Genomic DNA, 17535 nt, shown 5'->3' on the forward strand with positions numbered 1-17535 from the left:
CCGGTGAGGGAGCGCGTCGCGTCACATGCAACACTTTCGACGCGACGTGGATCACTAAAACTCTCATCCGTCAAGGGGCGAATCATAGCCACTCCTGTTCACATGTCCGCGCTGACTTGCGAAAACACGCCTTCGGCGTGTCGAATTCGTGATAAACTGATCTGCGGGAAAGGGGAAAGTCCACATGGTTTTTGAGGTCGGCGAAACAGTAGTTTATCCTCACCACGGCGCAGCGAAGATCGAGGAGATCAAGATGCGCGTCGTCAAGGGCGAAGAGAAAATGTATCTCAAGCTCAAGGTGGCACAGGGTGATCTAACCATTGAAGTTCCAGCAGAAAACGTTGACCTCGTTGGGGTGCGCGATGTAGTGGGCAAGGAAGGTCTCCAGCACGTCTTTGATGTGTTGCGGGCCGAGTTCACTGAAGAGCCCACCAACTGGTCGCGACGCTACAAGGCAAACCTCGAAAAACTTGCCTCGGGCGACGTGATCAAGGTTGCGGAAGTAGTCCGCGACCTGTGGCGCCGTGATCATGACCGTGGGTTGTCAGCGGGGGAGAAGAGGATGCTCGCCAAGGCGCGGCAAATTCTGATCTCAGAACTGGCACTCGCAGAGAAAACCGACGAAGAGAAGGCCGCAAGCGTTCTTGACGAGGTACTGGCTTCCTAGTTCTTCAGGAATAAGGTTTGGTGAGGGACCGCCCCGGGTGGGCGGTCCCTTTTTCTTGCCCTGACGTAGGGTAATCAGGTGTCGCGAACTCACCCCGGATCCCAGACCAGCCCCGTGCCCGACGCCGGGGCGCAGGTCGGCGTCATCATCGTGGCTGGTGGGGCAGGCCAACGGCTGGGGCTCGGCATTCCCAAGGCCCAGGTCCAGGTGGCGGGCCGCAGCATCCTCGACCATGCCCTCCAGGGAGTGCTCGACGCCGGCGTCGCCCACGAAATCTGCGTGGTGGTCCCCGCCGACGACACTGTTCTCCGGGCGACCGTCGCTGAGGTGGTGACCGATGTCCCCGTGCTGCTGGTCGCCGGGGGTGCCACCCGTCCCGATTCCGTCAACGCCGGCCTGGCCGCCCTGTCTCCGGGCATCAGCCATGTCCTGGTGCACGACGCCGCCCGCGCCCTTACCCCGCCCGCCGTCTTCCGGCGGGTGGTCGCTGCGCTCCATGCCGGCGCCGAAGCGGTGATTCCCGTGATTCCCGTGGTCGACACCATCAAGACCGTTGACGGCGGTCTGGTCACCGGCACACCGCCACGCGAAACCCTGCGGGCGGTCCAGACACCCCAGGGATTCAACATCGATACCCTCCGCCTTGCCCACCAGGCCCCGGGCGCCGCCGTCACCGACGACGCCATGCTGCTGGAACGCCTCGGCATTCCCGTCCAGGTGGTCGACGGCGACGACGCCGCCTTCAAGGTCACCACCGCCCAGGACCTCCAGCTAGCGGCCATCCTCGCCCGTCACCCCACCGGAAGGCCCCAACCATGAATCTCCCCCGCACCGGCGTCGGCGTCGACGTGCACGCGTTTGCCCCCGAGGACGCACCCCGGCCGCTGTGGGTTGCCGGGTTGCTCTGGGACGGCGAACGGGGCCTGAGCGGACACTCCGACGGCGACGCGGTGGCCCATGCCGCCGCTGATGCGCTGTTCTCCGCCGCGGGTGTGGGCGACCTCGGCACCCACTTCGGTACCGACCGGCCGGAATTCGCTGGTGCCTCCGGGATCAGCCTGCTGACCGAGGCCGCCAGGATTGTGCGCGCCGCAGGCTTTGAGATCGGCAACGTCGCGGTGCAGCTGGTCGGCAACCGTCCCAAGTTCGCGCCCCGCCGAGCGGAAGCTGAAGCGGTACTCAGCGCTGCGGCGGGAGCACCCGTCAGCGTGTCAGCGACCACCACGGACGGGCTGGGCTTCACCGGCCGGGGGGAGGGCATCGCGGCGGTCGCGACCGCCGTCGTCGTCAGCGTTGCGGACCCTGCCGCAGAGGCCATCTCGAACGACGCCGGATGAAGCCGTCCACCGCGACCGGCTAATCTGGAGCGGTGAGCCTGAGATTCTATGACACCGCGACCGCGCAGATCCGCGACTTCGTTCCCCTCAAGCAGGGTGAGGCGGGACTGTACTACTGCGGCGCCACCGTGCAGGGGATGCCGCACGTGGGCCACATCCGCTCGGCGATCGCGTTCGACCAGCTCACGCGCTGGCTGAGCGCCAGCGGCTACCGGGTCACGACGGTCCGCAACGTGACCGACATCGATGACAAGATTCTTGCCCGTGCCAAGGAATCCGAGCACGACGACGCCCTGCCCCGCCAGTTGCGCGGCGAACAGTGGTGGGCACTGGCCTACCGCTACGAACTGGAATTCCAGCGGGCCTACGACACCCTCGGGGTGCGCCGGCCCACGTACGAGCCGCGCGCCACCGGCCACATCCCCGAAATGCACTCCCTGATTCAGCTCCTGATCGACCGGGGGCACGCCTACCCGGCCAACGACGACTCAGGAGACGTCTATTTCGACGTCCGGTCGTGGAAAGGGTACGGCTCGCTGACACGGCAGAACATCGACGACATGCAAAGCGCCACCGACGTCGAACCCGAATTCATCAACCGGAAGCGCGATCCACGCGACTTCGCACTCTGGAAAGGGTGGAAGGAAGGCGAGCCGGACACCGCGGCCTGGCCCAGCCCGTGGGGGCCCGGCAGGCCGGGCTGGCACCTGGAATGCTCGGCCATGGTCACGAAGTACCTTGGCACCGAGTTTGATATCCACGGTGGCGGCCTGGACCTGCGATTCCCGCACCACGAGAACGAAATGGCCCAGTCGCAGGCCGCCGGGCACCCCTTCGCCCGATACTGGATGCACAACGGCATGGTCACCTTCGAGGGCGAGAAGATGTCCAAATCCATCGGTAACACGGTCAGCCCCGCCGAGATGCTTGATCTCGCCAGTCCGCGCGTGGTGCGGTACTACCTCGGGCAGGCGCACTATCGTTCGGTGCTCGACTACCGGCCCACCTCCCTGCACGAGGCAGCCGCCGCCGTCGAACGCATCGACGGGTTCCTCGCCAAAGCCGCAGCCCGGGAATTCCCGGACGGATTCGGGTTCACCTCTCCCGGAGCGCCAGCGGCCTTCAGCGATGCCATGAACGACGACCTCAACGTGCCCCAGGCGCTCGCGGTCCTCCACGACACGGTGCGCGCCGGCAATACGGCGCTGGCCGCCGGGGACAGCGAAACCACCCGGAAGGCGTTCATCGACGTCATGACCATGACCGGGATCCTGGGACTCGACGACGTCCAGGACCCCAGTAAGGGCCCCCGCAGCCCCGAGCACCAGGCACTGGACACCTTGATCGCCTCCCAGCTGCAGCAGCGCACCCTTGCCCGGGAAGCGAAGGATTGGGCGCAGGCCGACGCCATCAGGGACGCGCTCACCAGCGCCGGTATCGTCATTGAGGACACTGCCGACGGCGCCTCCTGGACCCTGAAGAACTGACCCGTCACGTCTCCGCCGACGCGGCGGTGAACTCGACGGCTGTACCCGCGTAAACTGGGGTGACCAATCTTCTACCCAAAGGTGTTTTCCCCATGGCCACTCACGGACGTCCCGGCGCTGTGCGCAAGAGCAAAAAGGGCCCCTCGGGCGGAACCGGAGGCCTTGGACGCAAGGCGCTGGAAGGCAAGGGTCCCACCCCGAAGGCCGAGGACCGCCCGTACCACAAGGCACACAAGAGCAAGCAGCTCGCCGAACGGTCGGCGGCCAAGCACTCAGGCAACCGCAACCCCGGGTCGTCCCGCAACACGCGCGGCAAGGGCACCGAAGAAATGGTCACCGGGCGCAACGCGGTGGTCGAGTCCCTCAGGGCTGGTATCCCCGCGAAAGCGCTGCACGTGGCCATCCGCATCGAAATGGACGAGCGGATCCGCGAATCGCTGAAGCTCGCCACCGAGCGGGGTATCCCGCTGATGGAAACCGGCAAGACCGAGCTGGACCGGATGGCGGATGGCTCGGTACACCAGGGCATCATGCTGCAGATCCCGCCCTACGAGTACGTCGACGCCGTGGACCTGGCCACCGAGACCATCCAGAAATGGAAGAAGGGCCACATCAACAACGCACCGTTGTTCGTGGCCCTGGACGGCATCACCGACCCGCGTAACCTCGGCGCCATCATCAGGTCGCTGTCCGCGTTCAGCGGGCACGGCGTCATCGTTCCCGAGCGGCGGTCCGTCGGGATGACCGCCTCGGCGTGGAAGACCAGTGCCGGCGCCGCCGTGCGGGTCCCCGTTGCCAAGGCCGGCAACCTGAACTCCACCCTGAAGTCCTTCAAGGACAAGGGCATCTTTGTGCTGGGCCTCGACGGCGACGGCGACGTGTCCCTCCCGGACCTAACACTTGGCCGCGAGCCGGTCTGCCTTGTCGTGGGTTCGGAAGGCAAGGGCCTGTCACGCCTCGTGCGCGAGAACTGCGACCAGATCGTCTCGATTCCCATTGATTCCGCGATGGAGTCGTTGAACGCATCAATGGCAGTGGGGATCAGCCTGTACGAGATCTCGCGCCAGCGCTCCGCCTAACCGCCGCGCTGACCACCCGCCATGAGCGTCTCCCTCGAACTGAGCCCCCCGTCCAGCGAGTTCCCGCTGGGAGTGCACCGCTCCCGCGGGCGCTCCACCCCCGCGGACAGCGTGAACGTCGCCGTCTACGCGCCCGGAGTGTCGGCCCTGGCCGTGCATTACCAGGGTCAGGACGGCGCCTGGCACTCCACCACCTTGGCGGACTACACCCACGGGGTGCACCATGGCGTGGTGGAGGGGCTCGCCGATTCGGTGCGCTACGCGTTCTGGCCGGTCGAAACCGCCCTGCCTGACACCTCCCAGCTGCTCCTCGACCCGTATACGCGGGCCATCGACACAGTGGACACCGAATCCGGACCGGTCTACTGGTCGGTCTACGTCCAGGACAACGGATTCGACTGGGGAACCTCCGCCCCACCCCGGACCAACTGGCGCGACACGGTGGTCTACGAGGCGCACGTCAAGGGGCTCACCCGGTTGCACCCGGACATCCCGGCGGAACTGCGGGGCACCTACGCGGGGCTCGCGCACCCCGTCATGATCCGACACCTCAGGGAGCTGGGCGTCACCGCGGTGGAACTGTTGCCTGTCCACTTCCACATCGATGAACCGCATCTCGGTCCGCTGGGGCTGACCAACTACTGGGGCTACAACACCCTCGGGTACTTTGCCCCGCACCCTGGCTACGCCACCGAGGCCGCCCGCGCCGCGGGGCCCCGGGCCGTGCAGGATGAGTTCAAAGGAATGGTGAAGCTCCTCCACGAGGCAGGCCTCGAGGTGCTCCTGGACGTGGTGTACAACCACACCGCCGAGGGCCCCCCGGACCTCCCGGCGCTGAGCTGGCGCGGGCTGGCCGAGCAGCAGTACTACCGGCCCGGCGATCACGGTCGCTACGTGGATACCACCGGCTGCGGCAACACCCTGAACTTCTCCCACCCCCGCGTGGTCGCCCTGGCCCTAGATTCCCTGCGGTACTGGGTGGAGGAATTCCACATCGACGGGTTCCGCTTTGATCTGGCCGTGTCAATGGCGAGGGACGAGACCAACACCTTCACGCCGCGCCACCCCTTCCTGGTTGCCGCCGGCGCCGACCGCGCCCTGCGAGGCATCAAACTCATCGCCGAACCGTGGGACATTGGGATGGGCGGCTGGCAGACCGGCAACTTCCCGCAGGGTTGGGCCGACTGGAACGACCGTTTCCGCGACACCGTGCGCGACTTCTGGCTCACCGACCAGGCCAGCCTCGCAGCAGGCGGCGCCGCGGGCACCGTGGCCCGCCTGGCCGGATGCCTGAGCGGTTCCACCGACCTTTTTGCACCCTCGGGTCGGACATCCGTCGCGAGCATCAACCTCATCACCGCCCATGACGGGTTCACACTCGCCGACCTCACCGCCTACAGCCGCAAGCACAACGAGAACAACGGCGAGCAGAACCGTGACGGCCACAACGACAACCGCAGCTATAACCACGGCATGGAAGGCCCCACCGACCAGGAGGCCATCTCCGCGGCGCGGTCCCAGACATCCCGCAACCTGATGGCTACCCTGCTGCTCTCCCTCGGCGTTCCCATGATCACCGCCGGGGACGAGTTCGGCCGGTCGCAGCGCGGTAACAACAACGCCTACTGCCAGGACAACGAGCTCGCCTGGCTGCACTGGGATCACGACGACGACGCCCGCCATCTCCTGGAGCACACCCGCTCCCTGCTGCGGATCCGGCGGGAGTTCCTGGCACACCAGCCGCACGGCTACCCGGCGCGGGACGACAGTTCATACCTGCACTGGTTCAACCCGGCTGGCACCATCATGAGCCAGGACCAGTGGAACGACCCCGGATCACGGACGGTTCAGCTGCTCCTCGGCTCACCGGACGGCATCCTGGACGGGCTGGTGGTGATCAACGGCAGCATGGAGGACGCCAGGATTACCCTGCCCAGCAGGAGCGCCCTGGAGGATAACGGCCTGCCGACGATCAAACGGTTCGAGCTGCGCTACACCACCGCCGGCGACCAGGACCGCCGGCGCGGCGCGAGGGTGGGCCCGGGCGAGACCGACCTCGTCCCCGCCAACTCGATCAGCGTGTACCGGGTCTAGCCCCGCCGCCGGGATTCAGCGGCAGGTCTCACCCGCACCCCGGGTTCCCCTTCGCGTAGGGGTGCTGAGGCGTGGCCCTGACGGTACGCAGCCCTGCCGGTACGCCGTTTTCCGGCCACGCAAAAGCGGCACCCACACCAGGAAACTCTGGCGCGACTGCCGCTCATGCTGAACAGGCGCTGGGCCTGCAAGTTTGTTGTCCTACGCGTTGGCGACCAGTCCGAGTTCGGACTTCGAGGCCAGGCTGATGTGCTTCGGCAGCACCCGGACGGTGTACCCGAAGGATCCTGAGTGGTCGATCGTCACTCCGCCGGAGAACTGGTACCGGCCCGCTCCGAGGTTCTCGGAGACCTCAAGGTCGGCCAGGGCCACCTCGCTGAGCTCGTCATTCTCGGAAGCCCGACCGTATGCCACCTCGACGGCGACATCCTCCGGGGAGAGGGCACCGAGCGACACGTAGGCGTTGATCGTCAGCGAATCACCGATCTGGGGATCCTCGGCGACGCCGATTGAGTCGACGTGTTCCACCTGGACAGCCGACCAGCCGTCGTTGATGCGCGACCGCCAGGCAGCGGTGTGCTTCGCTGCCGCGTAGTCGGACTCGGCGGCCAGACGACCCGCCCGCCAGGCGGGCTGGTACAGGTGGCTGACATAGTCCTGCAGCATCCGCTCGGCGGATACCGCCGGCCCCAGGTTGGCCATGGTGTGCTTGATCATGGCCACCCACTGGTGCGGGACGCCGTCGTGGGAGAGCTCCGAGGGTCCCGCAGCGCCGGCGCCTTCCGAGCGCACCGTGCTGTAGAACCGTGGTGCCACCTGCTCCTCGAGCAAGTCGTACAGCGCCGAGGCCTCAATGTCGTCGCGCTCATCGGGGGAGGCATCGTTGTTGGCGGTGGGGATGGCCCAGCCGTTGTCGCCGTCGTACATTTCATCCCACCAGCCGTCGAGCACCGACAGGTTGAGTCCGCCGTTGATAGCCGATTTCATCCCTGACGTGCCACAGGCCTCGAGCGGCCGTAGCGGGTTGTTCAGCCAGACGTCGCAGCCGGGGAACAGGGTGCGTGCCATGGCGATGTCGTAGTTCGGCAGGAACACGATTCGGTGGCGTACCTCCGGGTCGTCGGTGAACCGGACCAGGTCCTGGATCATCCGCTTGCCCTGCTCGTCGGCCGGATGCGATTTTCCGGCAATGACCAGCTGGATCGGGTTGTCCGGGTGTAGCAGCAGGGCCTTCAGGCGGGCGGGATCCCTGAGCATCAGGGTCAGCCGCTTGTAGGTGGGCACCCGGCGGGCGAACCCGATGGTGAGGATGTCCGGGTCAAGCACGTTGTTCGTCCACGCCAGCTCGGCGTCGGCCGCGCCCCGCTTCTTCCACGAGGACCGCAGGCGCTGCCGGACGTCATCGATCAGGTTGGACCGCATTCGGCGGCGCAGGGCCCAGATGTCCGAGTCCTCGACGTCGTACACGTTGGACCACTGCGGATCGAGCACCGACTCGGCGCCGAAGCGTTCCTTGGCGAAGTCGGCGATCAGCGGGTCAACCCAGCTGGGGACGTGCACGCCGTTGGTGACCGAGGAGATGGGGACTTCGCTGGTGTCGAAGCCCGGCCACAGCCCGGAGAACATGCCGCGGGACACCACACCGTGTAGCTTGGCCACGCCATTCGCACGCTGGGCCAGGCGCAATCCCATGACCGCCATGTTGAACTTCTGGGGGTCGCCGCTCTCGTAGTTCTCGGCGCCGAGGGTGAGGATTTTCGCCGTTGGTACTGACGGTGCCAGCCCGGCGTCGAAGAAGTGCTCGATCTGGGACTTCTCGAACCTGTCGATGCCCGCGGGGACCGGGGTGTGGGTGGTGAATACGGTGCAGGAGCGCCCCGCGGTCAGCGCCTCTTCCCAGCTCATCGGCGAGAGGTTGGACGGGTCCATCAGTTCCCGGATCCGTTCGATCCCCAGGAAGCCGGCGTGGCCCTCGTTAGTGTGGAACACCTCGGGGGCCGGGGTGCCGGTGAGGCGTTCGAAGATGCGCAGCGCCTTCACGCCGCCCATGCCCAGCAGCAGTTCCTGCTGCAGGCGCTGGTCGCCGCCACCACCGTAGAGGCGGTCAGTGACATTACGGGCGGCCTCATCGTTGCCAGCAACGTTGGAGTCCAGGAGCAGGAGGGGGACGCGGCCGACGTCGGCGCGCCAGATGTGCGCGATCAGTTGCCGTCCGGCGGGCAGGGGCAGGACCACCTTGGCCGGGCTGCCGTCCTCCTCGCGGAGGAGGGTCAGGGGCAGGCCGTCGGGATCGAGGACCGGGTAGGTTTCCTGCTGCCAGGCGTCGCGGGAGAGTGACTGCTTGAAGTACCCGGCCTGGTAGAGCAGCCCAACGCCGATGAGCGGAACGCCCAGATCGGAGGCGGCCTTGAGGTGGTCGCCAGCGAGGATGCCGAGGCCGCCTGAGTACTGGGGGAGGACGGCGCTGATGCCGTACTCAGGGGAGAAATAGGCGATTGAGCGCGGTGCGTCCTCGCCGAGGGACTGGTACCAGCGCGGTTCGGTCAGGTACTTGTCCAGGTCGCTGCCCAGTTCGGCAATCCGGGCGACAAGGCGCTCGTTGTCGGCAAGCTGGCTGAGCTGCTCGCGGGTGACCGAGCCGAGGAAAGTGACGGGGTCCTGGCCGCTCGCCTCCCATGCCACCGGGTCGAGGTCCCGGAACAACCGGGTGGTCGGCAAATGCCACGACCACCGCAGGTTGCCTGCCAGCTTGCCCAGTGGGGCGATGCTTTCGGGGAGAACGGTACGGACTGTAAATCTGCGGATTGCCTTCACCCGGGAAAGGCTAGCGTACTTTCCCGGGCGCAGGTGGGCATGCCACCGCCGATGAGAGCAACTGAGAGTAAACGTTTGTGTTATCGGTCTACTCAACAGTTAAATGCGCACATGTTACGTCCGCGCGCCTTAGCAATCTCGGCAAATACTCGCTAACGTCTAACCTGTGACGACTTCAATAGAGCCACCACGTAAGGGACGTACCGCCAGGAAGCCGATAGACGGCAAAGATCTGCGGTTCGGACGAATTCCAATTACCAACATTGCGCCAGTGGTGGACGGCGGTGCCTTCCCGTCCAAAGCGATCCCCGGATCAGACATTACGGTCGGCGCGACGGTATTCCGCGAGGGGCATGACCAGCTGGGTGTCTCAGCGGTCCTGCTGTCCGGAGCCGGCGACGAGGTCCAGCGGGTACGCCTGAGGCCGGTGGGCCAGGGGCTTGACCGGTACGAGGGCCAGTTGCGCCCGCCGTCGGCCGGCAGCTATACCTTCGTCATTGAAGGGTGGGGGGACCTGTACGGTACCTGGCACCACAACGCCGAAGTGAAGATCGCCGCCGGCGTCGACGTTGAATTGATGCTCGCCGAAGGCGCAGCCCTGTTCACCAACGCGGCGAAGTCCCGCCCGGGCCAGGACGCAGAGGTCTTCACCGCTGCCGCCGGGATCCTCGCGGACACCGAACTTCCGGCCGGCGAGCGGCTGGCCGCCGGTGAATCAGCCGACATTCTGGCTGCCATCGACCGCGAACCGTTGCGTGACCTGGTCACGGTGTCCCAGCCTTACCGCATCCTGGTGGAACGCGAGCTCGCCGGGCGCGCGTCCTGGTACGAGTTCTTCCCCCGCTCCGAAGGGGCCACCTACGACCCGGCCGCCGGGCAGTGGACCTCCGGTACCTTCGTCACCGCCGCCGAGCGGCTTCACGCCGTCGCGGACATGGCGTTCGACGTCGTCTACCTTCCGCCGATCCATCCGATCGGACGCACCCACCGCAAGGGGCCCAACAACACACTGACCGCTGGCCCCAGCGATCCCGGATCACCCTGGGCCATTGGCGCCGCGGAGGGTGGGCATGACGCGATCCACCCAGACCTGGGTACCTTCGCCGACTTCGACGCCTTCGTGGCACGAGCCAACGAGCTGAACCTGGAAATCGCCCTGGACCTTGCCCTGCAGGCGTCCCCGGACCACCCCTGGGTGATTTCCCATCCCGAGTGGTTCACCACGCGGGTGGACGGGTCCATCGCCTACGCGGAGAACCCGCCGAAGAAGTATCAGGACATCTACCCGATCAACTTCGACAACGACCCTGACGGTCTCTCGAACGAGGTGCTGCGCATCGTTCTGCTGTGGGTCAGCCACGGGGTGAAGATCTTCCGGGTGGATAACCCGCACACCAAACCGGTGGTGTTCTGGGAGTGGCTCATCCGTGAGGTCAACCGCGAGCACCCTGAAGTGGTTTTCCTGGCCGAAGCCTTCACCCGGCCGCCGATGATGCACGCGCTGGGCCGGGCCGGATTCCAGCAGTCCTACACCTACTTCACCTGGCGCAACACCAAAACCGAGCTCGAGGAGTACTTCACCGAGGTCAGCAAGGTCAGCGCGCCTTACTTCCGCCCCAACTTCTTCGTCAACACCCCCGATATCCTCACCGAATTCCTCCAGTACGGCGGACCTGCGGGATTCAAGATCAGGGCGGTGCTCGCCGCCATGGCCAGCCCACTCTGGGGTGTCTATTCGGGTTACGAACTGTACGAGCATGTTGCGCGGCCGGGCGCCGAAGAGTCGATCGACAACGAGAAGTTCGAGTATCGTCCCCGCGACTTCAAGCGAGCCGAGGCCGAGGGGCGCAGCCTGGCGCCTTACCTCACCAGGCTTAACCACATCCGCCGGGACCACCCGGCGCTGGGCGACCTGGAAAACCTCACCCTTCACCACAGCTCCGACTCGGCAACCCTCGTGTTCTCGAAGCACAAGGACAACGTCGGCGGTGACCATAGCGCCAAGGACACGATCATCGTGGTGGTAAACCTCGATCCGCATGGGGCCCGGGAAAGCACTGTTTCGCTGAACCTCGACGCCCTCGCCCTTGATCCGGAGGACTGCAATGAGGACGGCACCTTCTGGGTGGACGATCTCATCACCGGGCAGAGCTGGGTCTGGGGCACCCACAACTACGTCAGGCTGGACCCACATGTGGAACCAGCACACATTCTTTACCTCAGGAGGAAGCCCTAGTGGCTAACCCGTTTCAACTCAACGCGCCCGGTCTCGCGCATGACCCACACTGGTACCGCAAGGCCGTATTTTACGAGGTTCTGGTGCGCGGATTCGCGGATGCGAACGGCGATGGATCGGGCGATTTCTCCGGTCTGATCGACAAGCTGGACTACCTGCAGTGGCTGGGGGTGGACTGTCTGTGGCTGCCGCCCTTCTTCAAGTCGCCGCTGCGCGACGGCGGCTACGACATTGCCGACTACTACAATGTGCTCGACGAGTTCGGCACCATCAGTGATTTCAAGCGGCTGGTTGCCGAGGCCCACGCCCGCGGCGTGCGCGTCATCATCGACCTGCCGTTGAACCACACCTCGGACAAGCACCACTGGTTCGAGGAATCCCGGAACGATCCTGATGGTCCCTACGGTGATTTCTACGTCTGGAGCGACACCGACGAAAAGTACGAGGATGCCCGCATCATCTTCGTAGACACCGAGGAATCAAACTGGACCTTCGACCCGGTCCGCCGGCAGTTCTTCTGGCACCGGTTCTTCTCACACCAGCCGGACCTGAACTTCGAAAACCCCAAGGTGATCGAGGCGCTGTTCGACGTCGTGAAATTCTGGCTCGACCAGGGCATCGATGGTTTCCGCGCGGATGCCATTCCCTACCTGTTCGAAGAGGAAGGGACCAACAGCGAGAACCTTCCCCAGACGCACGCGTTCCTCAAGGACCTGCGCACGATGGTGGACGAGAATTACCCCGGCCGCATCATCGTCGCGGAAGCCAACCAGCTTCCGGACGAGGTGGTCGAATACTTCGGCGACGCCGAGGGCCCCGAGTGTCACATGTGCTTCCACTTCCCCATCATGCCCAAGCTCTTCTACGCGCTGCGTGACCAGAAGGCCGGCCCGATCATCGAGACGATGGCCGAAACCCCCGACATTCCCGCGGGGGCCCAGTGGGGCACTTTCCTCAGGAACCACGACGAGCTCACCCTCGAAATGGTCACCAACGAGGAACGCGAAGCGATGCTCGGCTGGTATGCCCCGGATTCGAGGATGCGTGCCAACGTGGGTATCCGCCGTCGGCTGTCCCCGCTGCTCGATAACTCGCGCGCCGAAGTGGAACTCATCCACGCCCTGCTGCTGTCCCTGCCGGGCAGCCCGTTCCTGTATTACGGGGACGAAATCGGGATGGGTGACAACATCTGGCTTGAGGATCGCGACGCGTCGCGTACCCCGATGCAGTGGAACCCCGATCGGAACGCTGGGTTCTCCACCGCGGACCCCGGAAAGCTGTACCTGCCCGTAGTGCAGTCGCTGGTCTACCACTACAACCACGTCAACGTGGAAGCCCAGCTGGCCAGCTCCAGTTCCCTGCTGCACTGGATGCGGCAAATGCTCTCCGTTAGGCGCACCCACCCCGCGTTCGGCCTGGGGTCCTACCGCAACGTACCCACCGAGGCGGAATCGGTCCTGGCCTTCATCCGTGAAGTTGCGCCCGGCAACGATGAGGGTGAACAGCCGGAGGTAGTGCTCTGCGTGTTCAACCTCTCGCAGCACCCCGTGGCCGCCGAACTGAAACTGCCCGAATACGCCGATCGGGGTCTGCGGGACCTCTTCGGCGGCACCCCTTTCCCCGCCTTCGGTAGCGACGGCGCCCTCACCCTGACGCTGGGCAGCCACGACTTCTACTGGCTGCGCCTGCGCTCGGCCAACTCAAACACCGCTTCACCGCTCACCGAAGCACTGCCCGTCATCCAAGCTCCGGAGGCCGCAAAATAATGCCCAAAATGACGCCGACCTTTCCAGAACTTCTTGCAACCTGGCTACCCGCTCAGCGGTGGTTCCCTGCCAAAGGCCGCGAGTTTGAACTTCGTCGGGTCGGCGGCATCCGGCTGGAGGACCCCAAAGGTGAGGTGGGGCTCGATGTCCACCTGATCGCCGTTGACACCGGTACCCGCCAGGACATTGTGCAGGTTCCGCTGAGCTACCGGAAGGCTCCCCTTCGGGGTGCCAAGGCCGCGCTGATCGGTGAAGCCGAGCACTCCGAACTCGGCCACCGGTGGATCTACGATGCCACCCACGATCCGGTGTTCGTCACGGCGTGGATGGAGCTGATCCGTTCCGGTGGGGTCACCGAGGACGGGCGGACGCAGGGGGCTCCCCAGGGGGCCTTCGCCGACCAGAAACGGTTCGCCCGGTCCCTCAAGCCGACGGTCCTCAAGGGCGAGCAGTCCAACACCTCAGTGGTGGTCAAGACCAAAGCCGGATCGATGATCATCAAGTTCTTCCGCGTGCTGGCCCCGGGTGAGAGCCCCGACGTACAGGTCAGTGCCAAGCTGACGGATGCCGGATCCGTCGACGTCCCGGCCACGTACGGGTGGGTCACTGGCAGCTGGGAAGACACCAACGCCGAGGGGAAGTGGCTGACCGGCCACCTCAGTGTGCTGCGCGACTTCATCGACGACAGCACCGACGCTTGGCGGACTGCCTCAGCCGCGGCGGCAAGTAACACCGATTTCACTGCCGAGGCAGCCGAACTGGGCCGGGTGACCGGACGTATCCACTCCCAGCTCGGGGAGGCCTTCGGTAGCCGGGCAGCAAGCGAAGCCGAACGCGCCGAGTTCATCGAGACCCTCGTCCAGCGGATCGAATGGGCGTGGGATGAAGCCCGGGATATCGTCGGACCGCTTGAAGCCGAGGTTGCCAGGGTGGTGGACCGTGTCCGCGCTGTCACGACCCTGCCCGATCTGCAGCGCATCCACTCCGACTACCATCTGGGCCAGGTCCTCAACGCCCCGGACGGATCCTGGTTGGTCCTGGACTTCGAAGGTGAGCCGCTGCGCCCCGCAGCGGAGCGTTCGGTACCCGACGTGGTGCTACGCGACGTCGTCGGCATGACCCGGTCGCTTGAGTACGCCGGCGCGGCGGCAGCCCACGGCAACGACGCTGCCATTCCGGCCGCCGACCAGTGGACCGTGGCTGCCGCTGCCGCCTTCGCTGCCGGCTACCAGGAGCAGACCGGCATGCCGATCGACCGTGCGGACCCTCTGTTCCTTGCCCTCTGGCTGGATAAGGCGCTGTACGAGGTCGTGTACGAATTGCGGAATCGTCCGGACTGGGTGGACATTCCCGTTCGGGACGTGCGCCGTGCCCTCAGCGGGCAGGGAGAGGCCACCTCGGTGCAGGCTTCGGCTGCCGTTCCCGCGTCCGCGGGTCCGATCGATCCGATGATCGCCGTCGACCCCGTGGCAACCTCGGCGGCAGTCGCCGCGACCAGTGGCGGCTCAGCGGTGACCGGTCGGATCAACCACCCGGAGGATGTCCTCCAGGCGGTCTCCGAGGGTCGCTACCACCAGCCGCACGCTGTCCTGGGCGCTCACCTTGAAGGGCAGACCCAGGTGACCATCCGGACCCTGCGCCGGCTGGCACAGCGGGTCACGGTGGTGACTGGCAGCGGCCGGGTTGAGCTCGAGCATGAACATAACGGCATTTGGGTGGGCACCATCGAGTCGGAGACCCCCGGGCACGTTCCCGACTACCGGCTTGAAGTGACCTACGACGGCAGCCCGCAACTGGTCGATGACCCGTACCGTTTCCTGCCCACCCTGGGCGAGATCGACATGCACCTGCTGGCGGAAGGACGCCACGAGACCCTCTGGACGGCTCTCGGTGCCCACGTCCGTCACTACGCCTCGGTGCTGGGCGATATCGACGGCGTCAGCTTCGCTGTCTGGGCGCCCAACGCTCAGGCCGTGCGCGTCAAGGCCGATTTCAATGGTTGGGACGGCTCAATCAACGCGATGCGCGCGCTGGGCAGTTCAGGCTTCTGGGAAATCTTCATTCCCGGAGCCGAGGCAGGGTCCCGCTACAAGTTCGAGATCCTCGCCACCGACGGCCAGTGGCGCGAGAAGGCGGACCCGATGGCACGTGGGACTGAAATTCCACCGCTGACCGGGTCGCGGGTAGTCGAATCCCGGTACACGTTCCAGGACGACGAATGGATGACGGCGCGCGCTGCAGCCGATCCCCACAACGGACCCATGAGTGTGTACGAAGTGCACCTCGGCTCGTGGCGACTTGGACTGAACTACCGGGAGCTTGCTGACCAGCTCACCGAATACGTCCAGTGGCAGGGCTTCACCCACGTCGAGCTGATGCCTGTTGCGGAACACCCCTTCGGCGGCTCCTGGGGCTACCAGGTGACCTCGTACTACGCTCCAACCTCGCGGTTCGGTCATCCCGATGACTTCAAGTATCTGGTGGATAAACTGCACCAGGCGGGCATCGGCGTCATCATGGACTGGGTGCCGGCTCACTTCCCCAAAGACGAGTTCGCCTTGGCCCAGTTCGACGGCGGCACCCTCTACGAGCACGGCGACCCGTTCCTTGGGGAACACCCCGACTGGGGAACGCTAATCTTCGACTTTGGTCGTCGCGAGGTGAGGAACTTCCTCGTCGCCAACGCACTGTATTGGCTGGAGGAATACCACATCGACGGGTTGCGTGTGGACGCTGTCGCTTCGATGCTTTACCTGGACTACTCCCGTGAGGATGGCCAGTGGACACCGAACCGCCTCGGCGGCCGGGAGAACCTTGAGGCAATTGACTTCCTGCAGGAGGTCAACGCGACCGCCTACAAGCGGGTGCCGGGCATAGTCATGATCGCCGAGGAGTCCACTTCGTTCCCCGGAGTTACCCGCGCCACCAGCGGCGGCGGGCTCGGATTCGGGTTGAAGTGGAACATGGGCTGGATGCATGACTCGCTTGAGTACATGGCCGAAGACCCGGTCAACCGCGGCTACCACCACGGCAAGGCCACGTTCTCAATGGTCTACGCCTACACGGAGAATTTCCTCCTGCCGATCAGCCATGACGAAGTTGTGCACGGTAAGGGATCCCTGTTGCGCAAGATGCCTGGTGACCGCTGGCAGCAGCTCGCGAGTGTGCGCGCCTACCTGGCATTCCAGTGGGCCCACCCCGGCAAGCAGCTGATCTTCATGGGCACTGAGTACGCCCAGGAATCTGAGTGGTCGGAACAGCACGGTCTTGACTGGTGGCTCTCGGACACTCCCGCGCACAAGGGGGTCCAGCATCTGGTGCGGTCGCTGAACGGCATCTACCGGGACACCCCGGCTCTTTATCTTCGCGATAACGATCCGTCCGGATTCCAGTGGATCGACGAGAACGACGGCGCACGCAACACGCTGTCCTTCATTCGCTGGGATGGCCAGGGCAACCCGCTGGTCTGCATCGCGAATTTCGCTGGCGCGCCGCACGAAGGATTCAGGGTGGGACTCCCTTGGTCTGGCGACTGGGAAGAAGTGCTCAATACCGACGCTGAGGAATTCGGTGGATCCGGGGTCATCAACTCCGGCGGTGTGACTTCCGTTGAAGGACCGTGGAGCGGACAGCCGGCTTACGCCGACCTCCGGGTGCCGCCCCTGGGTGTCGTTTACTTGGCGCCAAAGAAGGCCTAGATTGGCGTGGGGCCGGGCTTCGTCAGCCCGGCCTCCCCGCCGATTTACAACCTCGGCCGAAGGGTGCTAGAGTTTATATCCGCGCTGGTCGAGGGAATTGACCGGTTGATCACCCCAAAACTTCGGTTCGTCTCAGAGTGCAGTAGGACTCAGAGATTGGAAGGATCAGCCGATTTGACCCGAAGATGATTAGCCGGTAAGTTTGAAAAGTTGCTCCGGAGCGATGATGGAACGGTTTGGTTCTGTTTGGTGCCGGGTGTGTCTGTTGTTTGAGAACTCAATAGTGTGCCATGTTTGTTGATACCGATTGTTTTATTGATTGGTTGAATTTGGCTGCATGATGCCACCCCGTGGTGT

The 17535-nt window shown here is 65.0% G+C and carries 11 protein-coding genes; 9 read left to right on the top strand and 2 right to left on the bottom strand.

Annotated elements, in window-relative coordinates; genetic code table 11:
- Positions 1-184 precede the first annotated feature (184 nt).
- The 6 genes from IWX64_RS07210 (at position 185) to glgX (ending at position 6664) form a co-directional block, all read left to right on the top strand.
- Positions 185-667 carry a CarD family transcriptional regulator gene (locus IWX64_RS07210; protein ID WP_026551934.1) on the top strand — a complete coding sequence of 161 codons (483 nt, stop codon included), beginning with the start codon at positions 185-187 and terminating at the stop codon, positions 665-667.
- A gap of 78 nt (positions 668-745) precedes the next feature.
- A complete protein-coding gene (ispD, locus tag IWX64_RS07215) occupies positions 746-1486 on the top strand; it encodes a 2-C-methyl-D-erythritol 4-phosphate cytidylyltransferase (RefSeq protein WP_442859038.1) in 741 nt (246 codons plus the stop codon).
- Positions 1483-2004 (top strand): 2-C-methyl-D-erythritol 2,4-cyclodiphosphate synthase, encoded by a 522-nt coding sequence (gene ispF, locus IWX64_RS07220; protein ID WP_196866467.1) that lies wholly within the window; start codon positions 1483-1485, stop codon positions 2002-2004. Before ispD ends, ispF begins: the two co-directional genes overlap by 4 nt.
- A 32-nt stretch (positions 2005-2036) precedes the next feature.
- Positions 2037-3491: a cysteine--tRNA ligase gene (gene cysS / locus IWX64_RS07225; protein WP_196866468.1), complete on the top strand. Its 1455-nt coding sequence runs from the start codon at positions 2037-2039 to the stop codon at positions 3489-3491.
- A gap of 92 nt (positions 3492-3583) precedes the next feature.
- Positions 3584-4570, top strand: coding sequence for a 23S rRNA (guanosine(2251)-2'-O)-methyltransferase RlmB (rlmB, locus tag IWX64_RS07230; RefSeq protein WP_196866469.1), 987 nt, complete (start codon positions 3584-3586; stop codon positions 4568-4570).
- A 21-nt stretch (positions 4571-4591) separates the two neighbouring features.
- Positions 4592-6664: a glycogen debranching protein GlgX gene (gene glgX, locus IWX64_RS07235; protein ID WP_196866470.1), complete on the top strand. Its 2073-nt coding sequence runs from the start codon at positions 4592-4594 to the stop codon at positions 6662-6664.
- A 201-nt stretch (positions 6665-6865) separates the two neighbouring features.
- Here glgX and glgP read toward each other — a convergent pair whose 3' ends face one another.
- Positions 6866-9478, bottom strand: coding sequence for an alpha-glucan family phosphorylase (glgP, locus tag IWX64_RS07240; RefSeq protein ID WP_196866471.1), 2613 nt, complete (start codon positions 9476-9478; stop codon positions 6866-6868).
- 178 nt (positions 9479-9656) lie between these two features.
- Between glgP and IWX64_RS07245 the strand changes: the two genes are divergently transcribed.
- From IWX64_RS07245 to glgB, 3 genes are read left to right on the top strand one after another with little or no spacing between them, the layout of a single operon-like run.
- On the top strand, positions 9657-11714 hold the full coding sequence (locus IWX64_RS07245) for an alpha-1,4-glucan--maltose-1-phosphate maltosyltransferase (protein WP_442859040.1): 2058 nt from the start codon (positions 9657-9659) through the stop codon (positions 11712-11714).
- Positions 11714-13480: a maltose alpha-D-glucosyltransferase gene (gene treS / locus IWX64_RS07250; protein ID WP_196866472.1), complete on the top strand. Its 1767-nt coding sequence runs from the start codon at positions 11714-11716 to the stop codon at positions 13478-13480. Before IWX64_RS07245 ends, treS begins: the two co-directional genes overlap by 1 nt.
- Positions 13480-17178 (top strand): 1,4-alpha-glucan branching protein GlgB, encoded by a 3699-nt coding sequence (glgB, locus tag IWX64_RS07255; protein ID WP_196866473.1) that lies wholly within the window; start codon positions 13480-13482, stop codon positions 17176-17178. The genes treS and glgB overlap by 1 nt, the downstream gene beginning before the upstream one ends.
- A gap of 149 nt (positions 17179-17327) precedes the next feature.
- Here glgB and IWX64_RS16995 read toward each other — a convergent pair.
- A partial coding sequence (locus IWX64_RS16995; protein ID WP_334683196.1) for a hypothetical protein occupies positions 17328-17535 on the bottom strand: 208 nt, incomplete at its 5' end.

The organism is Arthrobacter sp. CAN_A212 (assembly GCF_015752345.1).
GTDB lineage: Bacteria > Actinomycetota > Actinomycetes > Actinomycetales > Micrococcaceae > Arthrobacter_D.